Here is a 22124-nt window from a genome sequence, read left to right as displayed (position 1 = left end):
CGTTACGCTCGGGGCTGAACAGGGGGGAACTAGGTGACCCCCTCTGCAACCAACAGGCTGCGCTCAGATCTGAACAGGGGGAAGTAGCGGCGATCCGCCTGACTCATGTGGCCGACTACCAGCTCCTGAATGATGAAGTTGAGCAGCTCGTCGTTGCCCAGTGTTCCCGCTTTGGCGGCGTGCAGCAGCTGGCTCGCCTTGTTGAGCAGGCGTTGGTGATCCTGACGGTGGCTGACGAGCTCCCGATAGTCGATCTCCGCCAGCATCTGCTCTTCAAAGGCGAAGTGATGGCGGGCCATGTCGAACAGGCTCTCCAGACTCTCCAGAAACGGGGCCGGATCCTCATGCTGGTCTTTCATCCGCTCCAGCAGCCGGTTGGTCAATACGAAGAGCTGGCGATGCTCGGCATCGATACGGGGGTGACCGCACTCGTGGCCGGGTTGCCACAGCAGCGCGCCCTGCTCGGGATCAAGGCCTTCGGTATAGAGGCAGACCCGGCCGCGGCCGCGATTCTTCGCCTGATACATGGCCTGATCGGCGTGGTGCATCAGCGTCTTGGCATCCTCCCCGTGCTCGGGATAGAGCGCCAGCCCGATACTGCTGGAGATAAGCAGCTCCTGCCCCTCCAGCTGGAACGGATGGCGCAGCTGCTGGTGCAGCTTGTCGGCCACCGCCAGCACTTCGTCGCCACTCTCCGGCAGCAAGATAACGAACTCGTCGCCCCCCAGCCGTGCCACCAGATCCTGTTTGCGCACGCAGTGGCTCATCCGCTCGGCCACCATATTGAGCAGAATATCCCCGGTCTCATGGCCGAAGGTGTCGTTGATCGGCTTGAAGTGATCGAGATCGATAAACATCAGCGCCAGCGGACGGGGCGTCTCCTGCTCCATCAGCTCCTTGAGCCGTTGCTGCAGCAAGCGGCGATTGGGCAGCCCGGTGAGGGGGTCGTAGAAGGCGAGGCGGCGCATCATCTCCTCCCGCGCTGCCCGCTCGGTGATATCCCGGGTGACCCCGAGGATCGCCTCCGGCTGGGCATTGTGGTTGCCATGGAGGGTGGTGATGGTCTCGGTCGCCACCAGATGGCCATCCTTGTGGCGCAGCTGGGTGCGAATGACCCGGCGGGTCTGGTCATGTTCCCCCCGCTGCCATGCCTCCAGGGTGGCGGAGATCTCCTCGCGCAGCAGTTGCCTTGAGGCATCCGGCAGCAGCTGTTTGAGGGGCAGGGCAAACAGCTCGGGGGCCTCGTAGCCGCTCAGGGGGGCGATGGCCGGGCTGACATAGCGAAAGCGCAAGCTGGCGGCATCCATGGTCCAGATCACATCGGCACTGTTCTCCGCCACGAAGCGATAGTGCTGCTCGCTCTGGGCCAGTTCACGGGTCAGCCGCTGGCGATCCCGCGCCTCCTCACGCAGGCGCAGATAGAGGTGCGAGAAGATGCCGAGCAGGGTCATCAGGGTAAAGGTGATGAGCATGGCCACCGCCACGCTCTTGTCGAGCAGCAGCCGTTGCTGGCGCAGCCGCTCCTGAGCCGGGTCGTAGATAAAGCGGTCGAGGTTGGGCAATACCGTGAGCATGCCCGCTTCCAGATAGGTTTTGGCGATCTGCAGCCAGCGCTCCTGCTGCATGTAGCCGGGTTCGATCAGATCTGGCTGCATCAGCGCTCTGGTTTCGCGAGCTTCGAACTCCAGCTGTTCACGGCCAGCCCCGGTCGGGTACTGCTCCATGATGAGGTTGATCATCTCTTCGGGGTGGTCCATCGCATAGCGCCACCCCTTGAGGCTGGCCTGCTGGAAGGCGTAGACCCGATCCTGTCGAGTGATCAGCTCCCGCTCGGAGGTAAACAGGTTGTCGCCGTAGAAGTCAAAGTCGATGGTGCGCGGACTGAAGACCCGATAGGGGATGCCTTTTTGTTGCAGATAGAAGGGCTCGGTAGTGCTGTAGGCGCTGATGGCATCCACCTTGCCCGCCAGCAGTGCCTCTATCCCCTGTTTGTAGGGAAGGGTGACCCAGTCGCGGCTGCGGGTATGGTGGGAAAGGTAGGTCAGCAGCTCGTTGGAGCCAGGCTCCAGCATCAGTCGCTTGTTGGCCAGATCGGCCGGGTTGCGAATATCTGGCCGATCCAGCGTGAGCAAAACCAGCGGCGAGTGCTGCAGCAGGGCGGCGAGCACCACCACCGGACGACCGGCAGCCCGATCCAGCAGCAGATCACTGCCGCTGATGCCAAAATGGGCCTTTCCCGAGATTACCTCGCTGACCACATCGGTGCGGGAGTCCGCTTCGCGCAGGGTGACATGCAGACCGGCCTCCCGATAAAACCCTTTGGCGATGGCCGCGTAGTAACCGGCAAACTGGAACTGGTGTTGCCACGGCAACTGGACGATGACCTGCTCGCCGGCTCGCACGGGGGAAGAGGTCAGGGTCGCGATGACCATACCGACCAGCATTGGCAGAAACCAGCTCAGGGGCTGGCGGGGGGCTGCGTTCTCCGTCATACAACGTTTCTCTCGGGAGCGGTGTCTAGGCTAGATTCAAGCAATTTTGTGTCACCTGCAAGGGGAGAAAAGGCGTTTGCAATGGGGTATAGGGGGGTTGGAAAGTCATTTTTGTGTCGTTCATCACACGGGATGGATACATGCCGTTTTTTTGCAAGTTATGTGACCAATAAGAGAGTCATATGGCCTATCGAAGTGGTCGCATTCTAGCCACTTTTTCCCGTTTTTATCGTTGGCATTGTGGCTTGACTGCATTTTTTCCGTGGTTGCACGTCAAGCTGTGTCGTTATATCAATAGATACTTTTATGGGGCAGTCAGGTGTGACGCAAATGTATCGCGGCTGCTGCGCACCGGTTAATGTGCGATGGCTCAGTGATGGTACCCCGTCAGTGTTATCATGCTGCCCCCAGTTCCGGATAAGGTCTTTTTATGTCCCGCTTGCGTCTGCTTGTCTCCGACTCTCACGATCCCCTGTTCAATCTGGCCGTTGAGGAGTGCATCTTCCGCCAGATGGACCCCGGCCAGCGGGTGCTGTTCCTCTGGCGCAACGCCAATACCGTGGTGATTGGTCGTGCCCAGAACCCGTGGAAGGAGTGCAATACCCGCCGCATGCAAGAGGATGGGGTGACCCTGGCGCGCCGCAGCAGTGGCGGTGGCGCCGTGTTCCACGACCTTGGCAACAGCTGCTTCACCTTCATGGCGGGCAAGCCGGAGTATGACAAGAGTGTCTCCACCGCCATAGTGCTGGACGGGCTCAAACGATTGGGGATCGAGGCCTTTGCCTCCGGTCGCAACGATCTGCTGGTGGCCACCCTGGATGGGGAGCGCAAAGTGTCCGGGTCGGCCTATCGGGAGACCCTGGATCGGGGTTTTCACCACGGCACCCTGCTGCTGGACGCCGCTCTCGGCCGCCTTGCCAACTACCTCAACCCCGACCCCAAGAAGCTGGCGGCCAAGGGGATCACCTCGGTGCGCAGCCGGGTGGCCAATCTGTGCGAACTGCAGCCGGGGATCGACCATCAACAGGTGAGCGAGGCGCTGCAGGAGGCCTTTTTCCATCATTACGGCGCGCGAGTTGAGCCCGAGCATATCTCCCCCGAGCAGATGCCGGATCTGCCGGGCTTTGCCGAGACCTTCGCCCGTCAGCGCAGTTGGGAGTGGAACTATGGTCATGCCCCGGCGTTCAGCCATCTGCTGGAGGAGCGGTTCAGCTGGGGCGGGGTGGAGCTGCACTTTGATGTGGAGAAGGGGGTCATCACCCGGGCACAGCTCTTTAGCGATACTCTGGAGCCGGCCCCGTTTGATCTGCTGGCGGCCGAACTGGCGGGTTGCGGCTATCGACCGGAGGCGGTTTCCGCGCGCCTGCAGCCCTGGCTGGCGGCCTTCCCGCAGCAGCAGAGCGAGCTGGCGGAGTTTGCCGAGTGGCTGTTGGCCTCCCTGCGTTGAGGGGGACGCTGCGCTGATGGTGGTCTGGTAGTAAGGACTCTGTCAGCCTGGATGGGAGCAAGATCACGAAATATAAAGAGGCGCCTCAAAGGCGCCTTTTTGCCAGCCCTTGTGATGACTGATACATGACAAAAAGTAGGGTAGACCATTAGATATTGTCACTGTCGGCCCCGCTGCCTCAGGGGTATAACGGCCGCACATTTGCTGTACTAATGGTATAAAAATGAGTGACTTAGTTTATCTGCAAGACGAAAGCGTCAATGCCGTCCACCCCGATTTTTCCGCCCGTTTCGCCACCGTCAAAGCCAACTTTTTCTCGCGCAATCCCGATCTCTGGCCCGTTTTTCGCGAACCCGGATTTGCCACCCTCAATCAATTTCGGGCCCGTGGCCTGGCCCCCGATGCCCGTTTGAATGCCTGGCCTGATGGCCGTGCCCGCCTGGCCGATCTCTGCGAGACCATGCCGGTGCCCGCCACCATGCGCACCCCGGGCGAGCCCATGGTCGAGCTGTTGTTTGCCGCCGCGTTGTCGAAGGATTGGGAGAATCCCTCCAGCGTCGAGAACGTCATCACCATGTCGGCAGATCCCGCCATCTACGGCGCCCAGCTGGGCATTCTGGCCAACCCCAATCTGGTCTACTCCGAATACGCCGGGGTGGCCGAGGAGCTGGAGAAGAAGGTGGTGCGCCAGATTGCGCTGCTGGCAGGTTACGACCCGGCTCGTGCCACCGGCATCTTCACCCAGGGGGGGACCTTCTGTAACCTCTATGGCTACCTGCTCGGCATTCGCAAAAGCCTGCCCGAGGCCAAGCACAAGGGGCTCGGCCACTATCAGGATTACCGCATCATCAACTCCCAGGGCGGTCACTACTCCAACATCACCAACCTCTCCCTGCTCGGGGTCGACATCGAGAACAAGACCATCCGCATTCAGGTCGGCGAGAACAATGACATCGATCTCGACCACCTCGAGCGCACCCTGACCGCCTGTTTTGCACTGAAACACGTGGTGCCCACCATCATGCTCACCATGGGCACTACCGACACCTTCGGGGTGGATCAGGTGAAACCCGTTTTCGAGCTGCGCAATCGCCTCTGCGAGCAGTTCGAGGTGGCGGTCAAACCTCACATCCACGTCGATGCCGCCATCGGCTGGTCGATGATCTTCTTCCTGGGTTACGACTTTGCCGCCAACCCGCTCGCCATCAACAGCGCCACTCTGGCGGGGATCGAGCGCAACGTGGTGCGCTTTGCCGAGCTCAAATATGCCGACTCCTTCACCGTCGACTTCCAGAAGTGGGGCTATGTGCCCTACACCTCCAGTCTGGTGATGATCAAGGAGCAGGATGATCTCAAAGCGATGGAGAATGACCCGGAGAACTTCTCCTACTTCGAGCGGGACATTCAGGGCCAGACCCATCTGCAATCCACCATCGAGTGCTCCCGCGGCGCGAGCGGCCTGTTCGGTGCCTATGCGGCGCTCAACTACATGGGGGTCGAGGGATATCGCACCGTGCTGGCCCACTGCCTGCAAAATGCCAACTACTTCCGCTATCGCCTGAGTCAGCTTGGCAACGTCAAGCTGGTGGCGCAGGAGAATCAGGGGCCGAGCGTCGGCTTCAAGATCTACAATCCCGAGTGGGTGAGTGACCCGGAAGCCGAATTCGCCTTCGAGCTGGCCCGCTCCAGCGACCCTGCCTACAAGGCGCGACTGCAGCGCAATACCGACTATCACCGCAGCCTGTTCAAGGGGCGTGGCAAGGTGGGGCTCTACACCAACTGGGTGGAGGCGGTGGCTCACTCCGACTATGACGCCCGCGGCAAGTACTCCTACATCGCCGGGGAGAAGGCGGTATTTATGAACCCTGCCTGCACTCGCGAGCAGATCGACGCCTTTATCGACCATATTCGCGGTTGATGGATGTTGCCCTGACAGTCGAGCGCGGCCTGTGATGGCAAGAGGCTGTCAGGGTACCTCGCCAACAGATAAACAAAGGGCAAGCCAATTGGCTTGCTCTTTTGTTTTTGCAGCACTGTGCGTAAGTAGTGGGGAAGGCCGGGTTCAGAGGGCCAGCAACTGCTCGTTTTCGACAATCTCGCACCCGGCGGGCAGTTTCGAGAGGGCGATCATGGCGCGGGCCACCTGACGGGCCTCGATGGCGCGCCAACGGACGAGCTTGCCCACCAGCAGCGGCCGAAACAGCGGGTAGATGGTCTGAAAGATCTGCTCGGAGAGGCGCGGTGGCTGGCGATCTCCGAGCAGCATGGCGGGCCGCACGATGGCGAGCCGTGGCCAGGATTGGGCCAGCAGGGCCTGCTCCATCTCCCCCTTGGTACGCGGATAGAGAGCCGGGGACGATGCACTGGCCCCCATGCTTGAGACCACGATGAGCCGTTGACAACCGTGGCGGCGGGCCAGCTCGGCAAAGGCGACCACATAGTCGAGATCGACCCGGCGAAACGCCTCGGCAGAGCCTGCCTCCTTGCGGGTGGTACCGAGGGCACAAAAGGCGATATCCACCGGGCGGGAGAGGGTGACGCTGGCCAGATCATCAAAATTGACCGGCAGCCAGTGGTGTGCCTCCTTGCCCGGCTTGCGACAGAGCAGGGTCAGTTCATGTTCGGCAGGCAGTTGCTGCACCAGTTCGCGACCGATCAGGCCGCTGGCTCCGGCAATCAGGATCCGGCTCATGGGGATTCTCCCTGTGTCATTCGATGGTGTTGATGCCATGGTGGCTGCTCATCAGCATCAGGCAATTTGCGGGCAGCTGCAATGGGGAGAAATGACTCAGTGTTGTCGGGCAGGATGAATTACGCGGGGCTGGATAAAACAAAACCGGCGCGAGGCCGGTTTTGCAGGATATCAGAGCGGGGTATTGAAGGCTGCTGGCAGCGGGAAGTCACCCGTCACTGTGGTCAGCCTGTCGTTGGCGAAGGTGACAGTGAGCTCTTTGCGCTCCTTGTCGCCGTGGCCCGGCTGGAATTCATAGAGGTAGTACCAGGTGTTGGGGTCAAAGCCGTCACGCAGCATGGGGGTCCCCAGTACATAGCTGACCTGCTCGCGGGTCATCCCCTGGCGCAGTTTGTCGACCTGTTTTTGTTCCACATAGTTGCCCTGGGGAATATCGATACGATAGACCAGGCTGCAACCGGAGAGGGTGAGGGCGGTCAAAGCCGCGGCAATCAGGTGTTTCATCCGCATATCGAGTTCAGATCATCCATACAGTCTTTTTGGCTCGGCAAATCATACCGACTCCCTCCACGGAAGTAAAAAGCCATTGATCCATCAGCCAATAAAAAGGGCCGCACTGCGACCCTTTCTGGCAATCCGGCAGCCGTTACATCGCTGCGCGGAAGATGGCGACGATCTCTTCGTGGCTTGCCTGTTTCGGGTTGGTGAAGCCGCAGGCATCTTTCAGGGCGTTGCTGGCCAGGGTATCGAAGTCATCGGCCTTGACGCCGAGCTGCTCCAGACCGGCCGGGATCTTCACATCCAGCGCCAGCTGCTTGATGGCGGCAATGGCAGCGGCGGCGCCCTGCTCGTCGTTCATTGCACTCACGTCCACACCCATGTAGCGGGCCACATCCTTCAGACGAGCCGCGCTCACCTGGGCGTTGAACGCCTGAACGTGGGGCAGCAGCACGGCGTTGCAGACACCGTGGGGCAGGTCATAGAAACCGCCCAGCTGGTGGGCCATGGCGTGCACATAGCCCAGGCTTGCGTTGTTGAAGGCCATGCCGGCCAGGAACTGGGCATAGGCCATCTGCTCGCGGGCATGCAGGTCATCGCCATGGTGAACTGCGGTGCGCAGGTGCTTGGCAATCAGCTCGATGGCCATCACGGCGCTGGCATCGGTCACCGGGGTGGCGATGGTGGAGACATAGGCCTCGATGGCGTGGGTCAGGGCATCCATACCGGTGGCGGCGGTGAGACCCGCTGGCTTGGCCAGCATCAGCTCGGGATCGTTGACCGACATCAGTGGGGTAACGTGCTTGTCGATGATGGCCATTTTCACGTGGCGCGCTTCGTCGGTGATGATGCAGAAGCGGGTCATCTCGGAGGCGGTACCGGCGGTGGTGTTGATGGCGATAAGCGGCAACTGCGGCTTGGCGGAGCGATCCACCCCTTCGTAATCCTTGATGCTGCCACCGTTGGCGGCGACCAGCGCTATGCCCTTGGCGCAGTCGTGAGGCGAGCCGCCACCCAGCGAGACGACGCAGTCGCAGCCGTTGGCCTTGATCATCGCCAGACCCGCTTCAACGTTGCTGGTGGTGGGGTTGGGTTTGGTCTCATCGAAAACAGCGCTTTCAATGCCATGTTCAGCCAACAGGGAGGTGAGCTTGGCGACCACGCCGATCTGGTTGAGAATTTTGTCGGTGACGATCAACGCCTTGCGATAGCCGTAACCCTTGATATCGGCGGCTGCCTCTTGCAGACAGCCGGCACCCATCAGGTTGATTGCGGGAATATAGAATTTGAATGTAGCCATGATGGACTTCCTATAGTTAGCCATTAAGTGGTAGTTGAGAGCTAGGTTACCATCTAGAAAGGGATGCAAAAGCATCTTGTTTACAACTTTACGGGGTCGATCACGAGTCGTTAATTAAGCGCTGAACCAGGCTTGACTTTCCCGCATCTGACTCGATTTGCAGAAAAACGTTTGTCAATTATTTCATTGAGTTAGCAAACGTTTTGCGCAATGTTTGTCACTGTCAATGCGTGGAAGTGTGAGGCGCTTCAAGGAATTGGAAAGCGCTTTCGACCATAGTTGGCGCCTCCCCGAAGAGGGGGGTAAAGGCTTGAAAGTATCATAAAGAATCATCTTAACTTGTGCCCTGACCATGCTGGCAGGGGGCAACCAGGAGTCCACTATGTCTGATGTATTTCACTTGGGTTTGAAGAAAGCGGATCTGCAAGGCGCCACCCTGGCGATCGTCCCCGGTGACCCCGAGCGCGTGAAGCGTATCGCAGAGCTGTTGGATAACCCGGTGCACCTGGCCAGCCATCGTGAATTCACTACCTGGCGCGGCGAGATGGACGGCAAGGCCGTGATCATCTGCTCTACCGGTATCGGTGGCCCGTCCACCTCCATTGCAGTGGAAGAGCTGGCCCAGCTGGGTATCCGCACCTTCCTGCGCATCGGCACCACCGGCGCCATCCAGCCGCACCTGAACGTGGGTGACGTGATCGTAACCACCGGTTCCGTGCGCCTCGACGGTGCCAGCCTGCACTTTGCACCGATGGAGTTCCCGGCTGTTGCCGACTTCGACTGCACCACCGCGCTGGTGAACACCGCTAAAGAGATGGGCTCCAAGCTGCACATCGGTGTGACCGCCTCCTCTGACACCTTCTACCCGGGTCAGGAGCGTTACGACACCGTATCCGGCCGCGTAGTGAGCCGTTTCCAGGGTTCCATGAAAGAGTGGCAAGCCATGGGCGTGCTGAACTATGAGATGGAGTCCGCAACCCTGCTGACCATGTGCTCCAGCCAGGGTCTGCGTGCCGGTATGGTGGCTGGCGTTATCGTCAACCGTACCCAGCAAGAGATCCCGAACGCCGAGACCATGGCGAAGACCGAATCTGATGCCATCAAGATCGTACTGGGCGCTGCCCGCAAGCTGATCTGATAGCACCACAAAGAGTGGGGGGTGGGGGCCGTTGCGAAAGCGCGGCCCCTATCTTTATCCGCCGTTTACCGCCTTTCCTCTCCCGTCACCCCTTTCACTGATCCCGTCGCACTCGCGCTGTTTGTCTTTACTGATTGCCTCTAAAACGGCGCTGGACAGCGCACTTGCATCGGCTCGCCGCTTACCGGATGAGTAAAATCCAGCTCGCTGGCGTGCAGCATCAGCCGCGGCGCCTGTTCGCAGCCGGGCGGCAGCAGACCGCCATAGAGATCGCAACCTAGGATGGGATGACCCAGCAGCTGGCTGTGGATGCGCAGCTGATGGGTGCGGCCGGTCTGTGGCACCAATCGTGCCCGGGTCAAAGGCACGGTCTGCCCCTGCATCTGCAACTCCAGCCGCTCAATCACCTGATAGCGGGAGCGGGCGGGTTTGCCACTGGCGTTGCAGATCTTCATCAGCGGGAAAATCGACGGGTCCTTGGCGATGGGGGCATCGATAAGCCCTTCATCACTAGCCAGATGACCGCACAGCAGGGCGCTGTAGGCCTTGCTCACCGCCCGCTGGCTGAACTGCTGGCAGAGCAGGGCATTGATGGCCTTGTTTCTGGCCACCACCATGATGCCCGAGGTACCAAAATCGAGGCGATGCACCAGAGTGCAGCCGGGGAAATCCTGCACCAAGCGATAGTGCACCGAGTCGAGGTTCTGCGGGTTCTTGCCCGAGAGGCTCAACAGGCCGCTCGGCTTGTTGATGAGCAGCAGGTGCTCATCTTCGAACAGGATCTCGATGGCGGCATTGCAGGGCGGGGCAATAAAGGTGTCGACGATAACGGACATAGGTGGCACGGGCAGAAAACGGGGTGCGATCATACCCGAACCGGCGCGGCCGGGCGAATGGGTGGTGCGCAGCCTCGGAAAATGAACGGCATGACGCCATGCAACCTTTTGATAGTGAGCCGTGTTGAGCGAGGTGGCGTGCCGTGCAAACCGCCCAGGTCACCAACAAGGCCCCGTTTTGTGACCCCTTCCCGAGTTCATCCGAGGCTTGCTTGTTAAGGTATGGCTCCCTGTTATGTTGTAAGGACTCATCCCATGGCACTGCCCGTTATTCTTGATTGTGATCCCGGCCACGACGACGCCATCGCCCTCATTCTGGCGCTGGCCAGCCCTGAACTGAAGGTGCTGGCGGTTACCACCAGCGCGGGCAACCAGACGCCGGACAAGACCCTCAACAATGCCCTGCGCATCCTCACCTTGCTGGGACGGGACGATATTCCGGTGGCGGCCGGGGCGCCGAAACCGCTGGCCCGCGAGCTGATTATCGCCGACAACGTTCACGGCGAATCGGGTCTCGATGGCCCCAAGTTGCCGGATCCCGCTTTTGCCCCGCAGGCCATGACGGGGATCGAGCTGATGGCCAAGTGCCTGCGTGAGAGCCCGCAGCCCGTGACTCTGGTGCCGACCGGGCCGCTGACCAATATCGCCCTGCTGCTGGCAGCTCACCCGGAGCTAAAGGGCAAGATCGCCCGCATCGTGCTGATGGGGGGCGCCGCAGGGGCTGGCAACTGGACGCCGGCGGCGGAATTCAATATTTATGTGGACCCGGAAGCGGCCGATATGGTGTTCAAGTCGGGTATTCCCATCACCATGTGCGGCCTCGATGTGACCCATGAGGCGCAGGTGATGGATGCGGATATCGAGCGGGTGCGCGCCATCACCAATCCGGTGGCCCAGTGCGTGGCCGGGCTGCTCGACTTTTTCATGATCTACCATCGGGATCCCAAGTGGGGATTTGCTGGTGCACCGCTCCACGACCCCTGTACCATTGCCTGGTTGCTGGCTCCTGAGCTGTTCCACGGGGTCGAGTGCCGGGTCGATATCGAGACCCGGGGGGTGCATACCGTGGGGATGACGGTGGTGGATCGTTATGGTCTGACCGGCAAGCCAGCCAATGCGCTGGTATTGTTGGGGCTGGATCGTCCGGGCTTTATCGATCTGCTGGTGACGCGGCTGCGGGCGTTTGACTGAGCGCCGGTTCATTTTTGCAAGAAGGGGCGGGGAATGTGGAAGAGAGGCTTGGTGCTGCTGGCCGGGTTGCAACTGACAGGCTGTGCGACGCCATTCGAGCGGATGTGGCAGGGGCTGGCGACCTGTGAATTTACCGATCTCTATGTGGATGAGACGGGCAGGCCCGCCAATCTACAACTGGCCAACTACACCCCCTACAAGGTGAGCGACGGCTTTGCCTGGTACAAGGTGCACGAGGAGCTGCACGGCCTGCCGGTGGTCGGCTTTATCGTGCCCGCTTCCAGCTTCGAAGTGCATGCCCTGTTTGTTGATACCCCCATCGCCAACGCCCGCCGGCTGACCCACAACGCCTACGGCAGCGAGTTTAGCGACGAGCAGAAGCATGACGAGGGGTTGGCGCCCCTGCTGCTGCGCGACCCCAACAACCCCAAGCGCTCCATCATCGACTGCACCCGCGGCGAGTCTGACGGGGAGCTTGAGGATTCGGCCATGCCCGAGTAGGGCGACCTGTTACGCCATCGGCTTGAAAAAAGAGGGGCCAGCCTTGCCGGCTGGCCCCTCTTTAATTCAAAGCTGGGTGTGATTGCAGAGCGGTTCCCGGATCAGGGATAGCTCAAAGTCTCTTTGATAAGCGGCAGTTGAGCCTTGATCCACGCCGGATTGATGGGCCCCCAATCGCTGATACGGTAGTGTCCCTGCAGGTGGCGAGCCCCCTCGGTCTGCTCGAAGGCGCAGCTGATGTCGAGTTCGGCCAGCGCCGTCAGGGTATCCTGCGCGGTGCGGCGCGGCATGCCGGTCGCCTCCATGATGGCAGGCACCGTATCTGTGCCCTGACTGATCAGCCAGGCCACGTAGAGCCGCCGGTAGAAGCTGGTGCGGGTCTTGCTCGGCTCACTCATAGCTCGTCCTCAAGACGATCGAAGTAGCGCCAGGTTGCGATGGCTGCCTTGCCCATCACTAGGGCCCAGAGGCCGAACCAGAACCAGCGGAAGAAGCTCCAGGTGGAAGCATCAGGCTCGGTACTCTCAATCTTGGTGACGTTGGGGAACATGGAGAACATGTTCACGCGCCAGCCGTAGGAAGTAATGATGGCCAGACGCTTTTCAAACTCCATCGACTTGGCCTTGGCCTGCACGTCGGCGGCGTTGAACTTGAAGTAGAAGGGCCAGCCCCACTCGGTATCCTCATTTCTGAACACCCGGATCTTCTCGCCGGGGCGTTCGGTATAGATGTAGTAGACGTCGGTGGTCGGGCCGTCAGCCGGGTTCTTCTGGCTGATGGGACCATCCTTGTCGGTGCGCTTCACCTCGACCCCTGTGATGGTGGCGATGGTGTGCTCTGGCAGGTAGTAGTCGAGCCAGGCGGCAGAAATGAGGGCGATGAGCCCAAGGGCAATAAAGGCGGGTTTCTTGAATCTCAGGCTCATGGTGTTCTCACGTGAGGGGGGAGTGACGTGCCTCTACCATACTCACATTTGCCCCCTCAGCCCAGCCCCTTATGGCTCCGCAAGCCAAAAAATGGCGTTTAAAACAGAGACAAAGCCATTGCACCATCAACAAGAAAGGCCCTTGCGGGCCTTTTTGTCTGGTTCACGTTGTGCGCTTACAGCTGGAATTGGGCCAGTTGCTTGCGTTGCTGTTCGGCGAGCTGCGAGAGTTCGTTGCTGGCACAGGCGCTCTGGCTGATGCCAGCGGAGCTCTGGCTCACGATCTCGTGAATATTGGTGATGTTGCGGTTGATGTCGGCAGTGACGCAGGACTGCTCCTCGGCGGCAGTGGCGACCTGGGCGTTGGCGTCGTTGATCTGGCGTACGGCACCGGTAATGCCGCTCAGCAGATCCTGCACCTGAGCGGACAAACGCTGGTTATGGCTGAGGATCTCCAGGGTTTCCTGCACGCCGTTGTTGGCGGATTGGGACTGGCTCTGCAGCCGCTCGATGATGGCCTGGATCTCCTTGGTGGAGTCCTGGGTGCGGGCAGCCAGCATTCTCACCTCGTCGGCCACCACCGCAAAACCACGGCCCGTTTCACCGGCGCGAGCTGCTTCGATGGCGGCATTGAGCGCCAGCAGGTTGGTCTGCTCGGAGATCCCCTGGATCACTTCAATTACCTTGCCGATCTGCTCGGACTGGGATTTGAGCTGGGCCACGATGGCTGCGGCATCTTCCAGACTGCCCGCCATCCGGCTGTTGGCGGCGATGCTTTCGGTAAAGAGGGCGAGCCCCTGTTCGACCCGGCCATTGGCATCACGCGCCAGCTCGTCGGCGACGGCGGCGTTGTGGTTGACGTTGTCAGCGGTGCTGGAGAGTTCGGTCACGGCGGAGGCGACCTGTTCGATCTCGCTGTGCTGCTGCTTTGCATTGGCCTCTGACTGGGTCATCACGGCGGCCAGCTCGGTGGCGGCGGAGGCGACGCTGTTGCTGATCCCGGTCAGGTTCTCGATGGTGCTACCAAGTTGCCCCAGAGTGAGGTTGATATCTTTGGCCAGACGGGTCAGCTCGTTGTTGCCATCCGCTTTGGCGCGCACGTTGAAGCGCCCTTGCGCCACGGCGTGCATCACCTCTTGCAACTGACCGATGGGGCTGACGATGCGACCGGAGAGGACCCAGCCACAGATCAGCGCCGCCAGCAGGGTACCGGCGGTGAGCAGCAGGGTACGCAGCAGGGTGGCGTCGTAGTGAGCCTGCTCGTCGGCCAGCTCTTGCTGGATCAGCTGGTTGATGTGGGCCGACATGCTGTCGATCTGTTTGATCAGCTGTTCACCCAGCTCGCGGAAATGGAGGCGGGCCGCCTCGTAGGCGACCGGATCGCCGCCACCCTGATGTTTTTGCGCCAGCAGCGGCAGCATGTTGCTGCGGGTATGGCTGAGGTAGGCCTGCAGGGCGGCAGCGACCTGCCGGTTATCCTGCTCGGCACCGGGGAGCACCAGACGGCCGAGGATTGCGTTGATCTCCTGCTCGGCGCTGTTGAGGTTTGCGGGCAGTGCGGCAAACAGCTTGGCATCGTAGAGGCCATAGATGGCGCTGGTGCGCAGCCGGTAGGTGGCGTGGATCAGTTTGGCAATATCGTCCTTGTTTTGGACCACGCTCTGGGTCGTCTCATCTATGTCATTGATGGCTTCATCCAGCCCCTGTTTACTGATGGCAATCATCACCATCATCAGCAGGCTGGCCAGCAGCAGCGGTATCAGGACCTGGACACGTATTGATAGATTATTCAATGACATAAATGGCTCTAATCCGAAATGGGAGGAGCCGACATATTACACACCTACGTCAGGAGCTGTCACAGGCTTTTATTGCTGAAATTTGCTGAAGAAAAGGTTTTTTCTTGTGAGAAAGGAGCCATTTAGGCATGATTGAGCGCTTTATCCCCTGAATATGTGGTACAACTGGCTGAGTTGTGTCAATCCTGTCCCGTTTTCGTGATTTCCCGCTCTCGTCATATGGAGGTGTGTTGTGTCCAGCTGGATCGATCCGGCCATTCTGGCTCTGTTTATCCCGACCTTTTTCTTTGTCTCGGTGACCCCCGGCATGTGCATGACCCTGTCGATGACCCTGGGGATGAGCCTGGGGGTGCGCCGCACCCTGCACATGATGTGGGGGGAGCTGATCGGTGTCGGGCTGGTCTCGGTGCTCTCGGTGATCGGGGTGGCAGCCATCATGCTCAACTATCCGGGGATCTTCGCCGCCTTCAAATATGTGGGGGGGGCCTATCTGGTGTGGCTCGGCATCCAGATGTGGCAGGCCAAGGGGAAGATGGCCATTCCGGCGGATCTCTCGGCCGGTCAACAGACCAGTGCCATGGGGCTGGCGCTGCAGGGCTTTGTCACCGCCATCGCCAACCCCAAGGGGTGGGCCTTCATGATCTCCCTGCTGCCACCGTTTATTTCGGCCAGCAAGCCGATGGTGCCGCAGATCACTGCGCTGGTGGCGCTTATTCTGGTCATCGAATTCTCCTGCCTGCTGCTCTACGCCAGTGGTGGCCGAACTCTGCGCCACTTCCTCGCCAAGAGCGGCAACGTCACCCTGATGAACCGCATCGCCGGTACTCTGATGCTGGGGGTGGGAGTCTGGCTGGCGCTTGGTTAAGCGCTGTCAGTGACCCGCACCAGACAAGAAAAATGCCACCGGTCGGTGGCATTTTTTATGAGTGCCAAGTGGTTCAGCGGGGTTTGAAACGTGCGACCCAGGGGTTGGCGGTGATGCCATGCAGCAGCACGCTCAATATGATGGTGCAGAGCACAGTGGCGATGATGGGGCGCTGGCCAATCAGGGCAGGCTGGTTTTGCAGCACCATCACTGCAAAGACGATGCTGGCAAGGCCCCGCGGGCCGAACCAGCCGATAAAGAGCTTGAGCTCTGGCTTGAGGCCGGTGCCGAGCAGGCTCAGCCAGACCGGCACCATCCGCAGCAGGGTGAGGCTGGCAATGGCATAGAGCCAGTATTGCCAGTGCATCAGCTCCGACAACATGGGGAGCAGAGTTGCGCCAAACACCATCCAGATCACCACGGAGAGCAGGTCGCCGTAGCCTTCGCAACTGTCCATATAGGCGTGCTTGTGTTCACCGAGTCTGCGCCCGATAAAGAGACCGCCGACAAAGGCGGCGATAAAGCCGCTCCCCCCCAGACTCTGGGCCAGCGCAAAGCAGAGCAGGGCCAGTCCCGGCATGGTGAGCTGGCGCCAGAGCGGCAGTTGCCAGCCGTTGAGATAAGAGATTTTCAGCAGCCGTATGGTTAGGCTGGTCAGCACGAAGGCGACCAGCAGGCCAATGCCGATCTCCTCCAGCATCAGGGTGATGGCCAGCGTGGCTGTGCCTGCGTGCTGCTCTGTGGGGGCGATAAGGGCCAGCAGCAGAAGCAGCACAGGCACACAGATGCCGTCGTTGAGGCCGCTCTCCTGATTGAGCCCTTCGCGCAGTGGCGCCGGTACGGCCGGGTTGCTCACCACCGCCTTGCCGAGCGCCGCATCCGTGGGGGCAAGAATGGTGGAGAGGATGGCCATCTCCAGCAGTGGCAGGTCGGGGAAGATCCAGTGACCAAACAGGGCTCCGGCGATGAGCGTCAGTGGCAGGCCGATCATTAGCAGCCGGATGGGCAGCTGCCGGTTGGCCAGCAATACTTGCCAGTTGGTGTTGGCGGCATCGTTGAACAGCACGATAACCAGAGTCAGCTCGGCCAGCAGCTTGATGCCGGCGCTGTCGATAGAGAGGGAGAGCAGCTCCAGCCCGCCAGGCCCCAGCAACCAGCCGGTCAGTAGAAAGAGCAGGGGGCCGTTGACCAGCTTTGATTCGAAGCGCCCCGCGATCAGGCTGTAGATCAGCAAGAAGGCAGCGATCACCGCCAGATTCTGGTAAAGCAGATGTGCATCCATACAACCTCCTTTCTGCCCCCCGCAGGGGTGGTTTAATCGGTCAGGCAGTCGGGGTCGAACACATACTCCCCATCCAGCCAGCGCACGATTTCGTCGACGCAGGATTGGTCACGAAACGGCAGGTAGCGGGCCTTGAGATGGGCCACCTGCTCAGGGGTCAGCTGGGCCATCCCTATGTCCTGAAACAGCGGCAGGTCGGCCTCGATCATCGCCGAGATCTGTGGGCCGCAGGTGGCGTTGAGGGCGGCATGCTGCGCCTTGTCGGGGTCGTACTGCTTGCCGAGGCGGTAGCTCATCGGCAGGGTGGCGAGGGGTAGGGTCGACAGCGCCGCCTGTTTCATCGGGTTGACCGCGTGGCCAGAGACCAGCTCTGCCAGCTCGGCAGGGCGATTCTCGAAGGCGCGCAGGTGCAGGTAGCTGCTCGCCTTGCTGCCATCGTTGACCGGGTAGTTGTCCCACAGGAAGGGCTTGCGGCCGAGCAGTTCGGTCACCTGCTTGAGGTGGCTGGCCGGATATTCGCTGGAGCAGACCTTGGGGCCGGTCCAGAAGATCTCGAAACGGCGATCGAGCCGCTCGCCAAGCTCCTCCAGATAGTGGGGAGGCATGGCGCCAAACACCTTCTCCAGCACCGGATCGGTCGAGTAGTAGCTGGGGCAGAAGATGAGGCGGGTCGCCTTGCTGTGAGCCGCGATGTCGTGGGCGATGATGAGCTGATGGTGCGCCAGATCCGGGGTATCCCCCTTCATGTCGTCAAACAGCACTGCCAGAATGTCAGGCTGCAGCATCTCGTCGATGAGGCGCACTTTCTCAAGCAGCGCCGAGCGTTTGCGATCGTAGTCGTGATGAGCCCCCATGGGGCTCAAGCCCACCCCGAAGGCGAGGCCGTTGGCGCGGCACTGGCGCGCCAGTTCGGCGAGATCGGCCTGCTGCTGCTCGGGCCAGGGGAGGGCCCAGTGCTTGCGCAGATAGCCATCCTCTTTCGGTGCATAGATATAGAAACCGTAACCGTGGCGTGGCAGCCACTGGGCGTAGCGGGCGCGGGCCTGCCAGCTCCATCCCTTGCCAAAAAAGCCTTCAATGACCCCCAGATTGGCAGCGGGGGGCAGGGGGCCGGACAGCAAACTTTGATATGGCATAACTCTCTCCCTTCTTGCTGGGGACTTGATACGGGACGGTCAGTCAGACCGGGTCCTCTTCCTGAAAGCGCACCCCGATCTTGCTCGGCACGCTCTCGTCCATTTCGGCCACGGTCCAGATCAGGCCCTGCCATTCGATGTTGTCACCGACCACCAGATTATCGCCCAACTGACTGGCAATAAAATCGCCCAGTGTCTGATCCGCCACCTCGCTCACATCCAGCCCGTAAAGAGGGGCGAGATCCACCAGCCGTGCCGCCGCTTCCAGCAGGAAGTCACCGAAGAAGCGGGGGCCGAGATCTTGCTCCGGTGCCTGACTAAAGAGCTGACCGAGGGCGGGGAGGTCACGTTCGTGACCGATGACGCAGAGGATGTCATCGGCCTGCAGACAGGTACTACCCGAGGGGTGGAGCAGCTCGCGGCCACGAAACAGGGCGCAGATCCGGGTGCCGGTGGGCATCTGCAGATCCCGCAGTGGCGAGCCGATGCACCACTTCTCTTCCCCCAGCTGGTAGACGAAGGTCTCCCACTGGCTGTCGAGATCGATTTCGAGCCCCGAGCGGTTGATGGGCGACGGCGGTGCCGGTACCTCCACCCGCGCCAGTTTTGAGGCCAGCGGTAGCGAGCTGCCCTGCAAAATCAGCGAGACCAGTACTACAAAGAAGGCGACGTTGAAGTAGAGCTGGGCGTTGGGCAGCCCCGCCATCATGGGGAACACCGCCAGAATGATGGGCACGGCGCCGCGCAGGCCAACCCAGGAGATAAACCAGCGCTCGCGGGGGGCGAAGTTCTTGAACGGTAGCAGCCCGATCCAGACCGACACCGGGCGGGCAAACAGGATCATCCACATCGCCAGCGCCAGCGCGGGCAGGGCGATGGGCAGCAGCTTGTGGGGGGAGGCAAGCAGCCCCAGCACCAGAAACATGCCGATTTGGCTGAGCCAGGTCAGACCGTCCAGCACCGACAATGTGGTGCTGCGGCTGCGCAGGGCGAGGTTACCGAGCAACAGACCGGTGAGATAGATGGCGAGAATGCCGCTGCCACCGACCGCCGTGGTGAGGGCGAAGATCAGCAGACCGCCGCTGACGGTGAGCAGCGGATAGAGCCCCGGCGCCAAGCGGGCTGTGTTGATGAGGCGCCACAGCAGCCAGCCGCCGCCAAGGCCGATCCCGGCGCCAAGACCAAACTGCTTGACCAGTTGCAGCAGCAGGAAGCCCCCATCCAGCCCTTGCTGGGCGGTGGCGAGCACCTCGATCAGGGTGACGGTAAGAAACACTGCCATAGGATCGTTGCTGCCCGACTCTATCTCCAGCGTCGCGCTCACCCGCTCGTTGAGGCTGCGCCCGCCGAGCAGGGAGAAGACCGCCGCCGCATCGGTGGAGCCGACAATGGCGCCGATCAGCATCCCCTGCATCAGGTTGAGGTCAAACAGCCAGGCTGCGGCAAGCCCCGTCAGGCCGGTGGTGATAGCCACCCCGACTGTCGCCAGCGACAAGGCAGGCCAGAGTGCAACCCGAAACGAGGAGACCCGGGTGCGCATGCCACCGTCGAGCAGAATGATGGCAAGCGCCAGGTTGCCCACCAGATAGGCGATGGAGTAGTCGGCGAAGTGGATGCCACCAGGGCCATCCTCACCGGCCAGCATGCCGACGGCGAGGAAGATAACCAGAATGGGAATACCGAGGCGGGAAGAGAGGGCGCTCAACAGTACGCTGGCTCCCACCAACAGGGCAGCGACAAAAAAGAAACTGTTGATGGTAGCGGCATCCAAGGGCGAACTCCTTCCTGGTAATGTGCAAAGTAGGCACATTATATGCAGTTAGGCCCCCCTTGTGTGGCTTATTTGTGCATCAATTTTCACTTTCTTACATTTTTCATCCCTTTTTTCAGCATGGCCGCGCCATATTCTGACTGTGACGGGGTTAACGAAAGCGGAGTCAAAGGATCGTCGATTTCAGGATGCGCAGGGAGGAGAGGGCGGGGAAAAGCGAAACGGCACAGCAGAGGGAGAGGGGAGCACAAGGGCGCTCCCCACGGGATGGGGGCGGGATTCAGTCGTCCTCGTCATCCTTTACTTCGCGGATCTTGTCCTTGTAGTTGGGCAACTGCTTCTCCAGCCGTTTCATGTCTTTGATGGCATTGAGAAACAGCCCGAGCAGGAACAGCAGCGGCAACCCTATCCACAGCCAGAGATTCATGGGATTTTCCTTTCGTCAGGACAGGTGGTGACATAACAGGCCAAAATTTCATCAAGGTTGGCCAGTATGGTCGACTTGCCTTCAATATCCGCCTGTTGCAGGCAAAGCGCCAGTGCCGCGGGATCAAGTCGCTGCTCGTCGGACTCCAGCGAGAAGCTAATATGCCAGGGCTCGTAGGCGACCCCGCTCTCTGCCCCGACCGGCTTGGCATAAGGGAGGAAGAAGCCGAAGTCGCTCATATGGTCGCTGAGCCACTCGCTCAAGCCTGCAAACCAGCCCCCGGCTTCATACTCCCACGGCTCCAGTGCCAGTTTGGTATTGGCGGGCAGGCAGTCCGGGTCGTAGATATCGAGATCGGTCCCCCAGTGGTGACGGCTGGTGCCGGGCAGGGCGCTCCAGCGCAGGATAGCGTGGAGGCGCTCCTCGTCGCTCAGTTGCAGGGCGTCGATGGGCTGGCTGTGGGCATCGAGCAGTGGCCGTTCGCCGCGCCACTTGCCATTCCAGATGGCGAGTTGGCGCTCGAAGCTGCGCCAGCTGGAGGCCGCCTGCAGGTTGAACCCCTCGTAGGCTGCCGCCACCTGCATGTCGTTGAAGGCCGCCGCGGTGGCGGCGGTCAGCCGATGGGGGCCGCGCCCCACCAGAATAAGGTGGCTCTCGTCGAGCCCCAGCAGTTGTTCCTGCGTCATGCCAGCAATCTCTCGAGCACCCCTTGGTACATGTCGGCCAGCAGATCCAGATCGTCCGCCTTCACGCACTCGTTCACCTTGTGAATGGTGGCGTTGACCGGCCCGAGCTCAATCACCTCGGCGCCGGTGGGGGCGATAAAGCGCCCGTCGGAGGTGCCACCAGTGGTGAGCAGGGCCGGTCGCTGACCGTTCACCGCCTCGATGGCCGCCACGGCCGCATCAAGCAGCGCGCCGGTATCGGTGAGGAAAGGTTGGCCGGAGAGGGTCCAGCTCAGCTGATAATCGAGGCCATGTTTATCCAGCAGCGCCTCGACCCGCTCGCGGATATCCAGGTCGGTCAGTTCGGTGCTGAAGCGGAAGTTGAACTGGACGTGCAATTCGCCCGGAATGACGTTGGAAGCGCCGGTGCCGGCCGAGATGTTGGCAATCTGGAAGCTGGTGGGGGGGAAGTAGGCGTTGCCCTCATCCCACACGGTGGCGGCAAGTTCGGCCAGCGCTGGCGCCGCCTTGTGGATCGGGTTGTCAGCCAGATGGGGATAAGCCACATGGCCCTGCACCCCGCGTACCAGCAGATCGCCGGTGATGGAGCCGCGGCGGCCGTTCTTCACTACATCCCCTACCACGGCGGTAGAGGAGGGCTCGCCGACGATGCACCAGCGGATCTTCTCGTTGCGGGCCTCCAGGGTGTCGATCACCCGGGTGGTGCCATTGATAAAGGGCCCCTCCTCATCGGAGGTGATGAGAAAGGCGATGGACCCGGTGTGATCCGGATGCTCGGCCACGAAGCGCTCTACCGCCACCACCATGGCAGCCAGCGAGCCCTTCATGTCGGCGGCGCCGCGTCCGTAGAGCACGCCATCCTTGATGGTCGGCTCGAACGGCGGGGTGTGCCATTTGTCCAGCGGCCCGGCGGGCACCACGTCTGTGTGACCGGCGAAGCAGAACAGTGGCCCCTCGCTGCCACGACGGGCCCAGAGGTTGGTGGTGTCCTCAAACACCATGGGCTCGATAACGAACCCGATCCTGGCGAGGCGCTCCGCCATCAGGGTCTGACACCCTTCATCGAGGGGGGTAACGGAGGGGCGGCGGATCAGATCCTTGGCCAGTGCGATGACATCCGACATCAGTTGTCCTTAGT

General features: G+C 61.0%; 20 protein-coding genes. 6 read left to right on the top strand and 14 right to left on the bottom strand.

The window, feature by feature from the left end:
* Positions 1-29 precede the first annotated feature (29 nt).
* Positions 30-2492 carry a diguanylate cyclase domain-containing protein gene (locus G5195_RS01065; protein WP_421235736.1) on the bottom strand — a complete coding sequence of 821 codons (2463 nt, stop codon included), beginning with the start codon at positions 2490-2492 and terminating at the stop codon, positions 30-32.
* A gap of 430 nt (positions 2493-2922) precedes the next feature.
* Here G5195_RS01065 and G5195_RS01060 point away from each other — a divergent pair, with 430 nt between their 5' ends.
* Together G5195_RS01060 and G5195_RS01055 are read left to right on the top strand one after the other, a co-directional pair.
* Complete coding sequence (locus G5195_RS01060; protein ID WP_421235735.1) at positions 2923-3939, top strand: lipoate--protein ligase A; 1017 nt, start codon at positions 2923-2925, stop codon at positions 3937-3939.
* Between the two features lie 223 nt (positions 3940-4162).
* Positions 4163-5857 carry a pyridoxal phosphate-dependent decarboxylase family protein gene (locus G5195_RS01055; protein ID WP_421235734.1) on the top strand — a complete coding sequence of 565 codons (1695 nt, stop codon included), beginning with the start codon at positions 4163-4165 and terminating at the stop codon, positions 5855-5857.
* Positions 5858-6001: 144 nt separating this feature from the next.
* Here G5195_RS01055 and G5195_RS01050 read toward each other — a convergent pair whose 3' ends face one another.
* The 3 genes from G5195_RS01050 to yiaY all read right to left on the bottom strand — a co-directional run bounded on the left by G5195_RS01050 (position 6002) and on the right by yiaY (position 8429).
* On the bottom strand, positions 6002-6631 hold the full coding sequence (locus G5195_RS01050) for an NAD(P)H-binding protein (protein WP_421235733.1): 630 nt from the start codon (positions 6629-6631) through the stop codon (positions 6002-6004).
* 171 nt (positions 6632-6802) lie between these two features.
* On the bottom strand, positions 6803-7141 hold the full coding sequence (bamE, locus tag G5195_RS01045; RefSeq protein WP_005337980.1) for an outer membrane protein assembly factor BamE: 339 nt from the start codon (positions 7139-7141) through the stop codon (positions 6803-6805).
* Between the two features lie 136 nt (positions 7142-7277).
* Complete coding sequence (gene yiaY, locus G5195_RS01040) at positions 7278-8429, bottom strand: L-threonine dehydrogenase (protein ID WP_421235732.1); 1152 nt, start codon at positions 8427-8429, stop codon at positions 7278-7280.
* A 382-nt stretch (positions 8430-8811) separates the two neighbouring features.
* Here yiaY and udp point away from each other — a divergent pair, with 382 nt between their 5' ends.
* Entirely contained in the window at positions 8812-9567 is a 756-nt protein-coding gene (udp, locus tag G5195_RS01035) for a uridine phosphorylase (RefSeq protein WP_005337975.1), read from the top strand.
* 140 nt (positions 9568-9707) lie between these two features.
* Here the strand turns inward: udp and G5195_RS01030 are convergent, their stop codons facing one another.
* Positions 9708-10403: an RluA family pseudouridine synthase gene (locus tag G5195_RS01030; protein ID WP_421235778.1), complete on the bottom strand. Its 696-nt coding sequence runs from the start codon at positions 10401-10403 to the stop codon at positions 9708-9710.
* A gap of 255 nt (positions 10404-10658) precedes the next feature.
* Between G5195_RS01030 and rihA the strand changes: the two genes are divergently transcribed.
* The gene (gene rihA / locus G5195_RS01025; RefSeq protein ID WP_421221438.1) at positions 10659-11594 is read left to right on the top strand and encodes a pyrimidine-specific ribonucleoside hydrolase RihA; all 936 of its coding nucleotides are present in this window, start codon (positions 10659-10661) and stop codon (positions 11592-11594) included.
* A gap of 33 nt (positions 11595-11627) precedes the next feature.
* Positions 11628-12095 carry a hypothetical protein gene (locus G5195_RS01020; protein WP_406595461.1) on the top strand — a complete coding sequence of 156 codons (468 nt, stop codon included), beginning with the start codon at positions 11628-11630 and terminating at the stop codon, positions 12093-12095.
* Positions 12096-12196: 101 nt separating this feature from the next.
* Here G5195_RS01020 and G5195_RS01015 read toward each other — a convergent pair whose 3' ends face one another.
* The 3 genes from G5195_RS01015 to G5195_RS01005 form a co-directional block, all read right to left on the bottom strand.
* On the bottom strand, positions 12197-12493 hold the full coding sequence (locus tag G5195_RS01015) for a winged helix-turn-helix domain-containing protein (protein WP_005337957.1): 297 nt from the start codon (positions 12491-12493) through the stop codon (positions 12197-12199).
* Positions 12490-13020, bottom strand: coding sequence for a DUF1523 family protein (locus G5195_RS01010; protein ID WP_005350438.1), 531 nt, complete (start codon positions 13018-13020; stop codon positions 12490-12492). The genes G5195_RS01015 and G5195_RS01010 overlap by 4 nt, the downstream gene beginning before the upstream one ends.
* Before the next feature lie 176 nt (positions 13021-13196).
* A complete protein-coding gene (locus G5195_RS01005) occupies positions 13197-14819 on the bottom strand; it encodes a methyl-accepting chemotaxis protein (protein ID WP_421221439.1) in 1623 nt (540 codons plus the stop codon).
* A 232-nt stretch (positions 14820-15051) separates the two neighbouring features.
* Here G5195_RS01005 and G5195_RS01000 point away from each other — a divergent pair, with 232 nt between their 5' ends.
* Complete coding sequence (locus G5195_RS01000) at positions 15052-15684, top strand: LysE family translocator (protein ID WP_362774257.1); 633 nt, start codon at positions 15052-15054, stop codon at positions 15682-15684.
* A gap of 73 nt (positions 15685-15757) precedes the next feature.
* Here the strand turns inward: G5195_RS01000 and G5195_RS00995 are convergent, their stop codons facing one another.
* From G5195_RS00995 to dapE, 6 genes are all read right to left on the bottom strand, one after another.
* Positions 15758-16966: a cation:proton antiporter gene (locus G5195_RS00995; RefSeq protein WP_421208063.1), complete on the bottom strand. Its 1209-nt coding sequence runs from the start codon at positions 16964-16966 to the stop codon at positions 15758-15760.
* A gap of 32 nt (positions 16967-16998) precedes the next feature.
* Positions 16999-18102, bottom strand: a complete 1104-nt coding sequence (locus G5195_RS00990) for a beta-N-acetylglucosaminidase domain-containing protein (protein ID WP_421221440.1) — start codon at positions 18100-18102, stop codon at positions 16999-17001.
* Between the two features lie 43 nt (positions 18103-18145).
* Positions 18146-19873: a potassium/proton antiporter gene (locus G5195_RS00985; protein WP_005359340.1), complete on the bottom strand. Its 1728-nt coding sequence runs from the start codon at positions 19871-19873 to the stop codon at positions 18146-18148.
* Positions 19874-20153: 280 nt separating this feature from the next.
* Positions 20154-20300, bottom strand: a complete 147-nt coding sequence (locus G5195_RS00980; protein ID WP_005337933.1) for a hypothetical protein — start codon at positions 20298-20300, stop codon at positions 20154-20156.
* Positions 20297-20986, bottom strand: a complete 690-nt coding sequence (locus G5195_RS00975) for a M15 family metallopeptidase (protein ID WP_216954216.1) — start codon at positions 20984-20986, stop codon at positions 20297-20299. The genes G5195_RS00980 and G5195_RS00975 overlap by 4 nt, the downstream gene beginning before the upstream one ends.
* Entirely contained in the window at positions 20983-22110 is a 1128-nt protein-coding gene (gene dapE / locus G5195_RS00970; protein WP_421235731.1) for a succinyl-diaminopimelate desuccinylase, read from the bottom strand. The genes G5195_RS00975 and dapE overlap by 4 nt, the downstream gene beginning before the upstream one ends.
* Positions 22111-22124: the final 14 nt, after the last annotated feature.

Source organism: Aeromonas sp. 601039, assembly GCF_049174415.1.
In the GTDB taxonomy this organism is placed as follows: domain Bacteria; phylum Pseudomonadota; class Gammaproteobacteria; order Enterobacterales; family Aeromonadaceae; genus Aeromonas; species Aeromonas veronii_A.
The sequence above is the reverse complement of the archived record's forward strand: the minus strand, read 5'-3'. Positions and strand labels throughout refer to the sequence as shown.

What these genes read in the sequence shown, in the direction of transcription:
- G5195_RS01010 (WP_005350438.1), bottom strand. Translation starts at nt 13,020, where the DNA reads ATGAGCCTGAGATTCAAGAAACCCGCCTTTATTGCCCTTGGGCTCATC.
- G5195_RS01065 (WP_421235736.1), bottom strand. Translation starts at nt 2,492, where the DNA reads ATGACGGAGAACGCAGCCCCCCGCCAGCCCCTGAGCTGGTTTCTGCCA.
- G5195_RS01030 (WP_421235778.1), bottom strand. Translation starts at nt 10,403, where the DNA reads ATGTCCGTTATCGTCGACACCTTTATTGCCCCGCCCTGCAATGCCGCC.
- G5195_RS01060 (WP_421235735.1), top strand. Translation starts at nt 2,923, where the DNA reads ATGTCCCGCTTGCGTCTGCTTGTCTCCGACTCTCACGATCCCCTGTTC.
- G5195_RS01055 (WP_421235734.1), top strand. Translation starts at nt 4,163, where the DNA reads ATGAGTGACTTAGTTTATCTGCAAGACGAAAGCGTCAATGCCGTCCAC.
- yiaY (WP_421235732.1), bottom strand. Translation starts at nt 8,429, where the DNA reads ATGGCTACATTCAAATTCTATATTCCCGCAATCAACCTGATGGGTGCC.
- udp (WP_005337975.1), top strand. Translation starts at nt 8,812, where the DNA reads ATGTCTGATGTATTTCACTTGGGTTTGAAGAAAGCGGATCTGCAAGGC.
- G5195_RS01050 (WP_421235733.1), bottom strand. Translation starts at nt 6,631, where the DNA reads ATGAGCCGGATCCTGATTGCCGGAGCCAGCGGCCTGATCGGTCGCGAA.
- dapE (WP_421235731.1), bottom strand. Translation starts at nt 22,110, where the DNA reads ATGTCGGATGTCATCGCACTGGCCAAGGATCTGATCCGCCGCCCCTCC.
- G5195_RS01020 (WP_406595461.1), top strand. Translation starts at nt 11,628, where the DNA reads ATGTGGAAGAGAGGCTTGGTGCTGCTGGCCGGGTTGCAACTGACAGGC.
- G5195_RS00980 (WP_005337933.1), bottom strand. Translation starts at nt 20,300, where the DNA reads ATGAATCTCTGGCTGTGGATAGGGTTGCCGCTGCTGTTCCTGCTCGGG.
- G5195_RS00995 (WP_421208063.1), bottom strand. Translation starts at nt 16,966, where the DNA reads ATGGATGCACATCTGCTTTACCAGAATCTGGCGGTGATCGCTGCCTTC.
- G5195_RS00990 (WP_421221440.1), bottom strand. Translation starts at nt 18,102, where the DNA reads ATGCCATATCAAAGTTTGCTGTCCGGCCCCCTGCCCCCCGCTGCCAAT.
- rihA (WP_421221438.1), top strand. Translation starts at nt 10,659, where the DNA reads ATGGCACTGCCCGTTATTCTTGATTGTGATCCCGGCCACGACGACGCC.
- G5195_RS01005 (WP_421221439.1), bottom strand. Translation starts at nt 14,819, where the DNA reads ATGTCATTGAATAATCTATCAATACGTGTCCAGGTCCTGATACCGCTG.
- G5195_RS01015 (WP_005337957.1), bottom strand. Translation starts at nt 12,493, where the DNA reads ATGAGTGAGCCGAGCAAGACCCGCACCAGCTTCTACCGGCGGCTCTAC.
- G5195_RS00975 (WP_216954216.1), bottom strand. Translation starts at nt 20,986, where the DNA reads ATGACGCAGGAACAACTGCTGGGGCTCGACGAGAGCCACCTTATTCTG.
- bamE (WP_005337980.1), bottom strand. Translation starts at nt 7,141, where the DNA reads ATGCGGATGAAACACCTGATTGCCGCGGCTTTGACCGCCCTCACCCTC.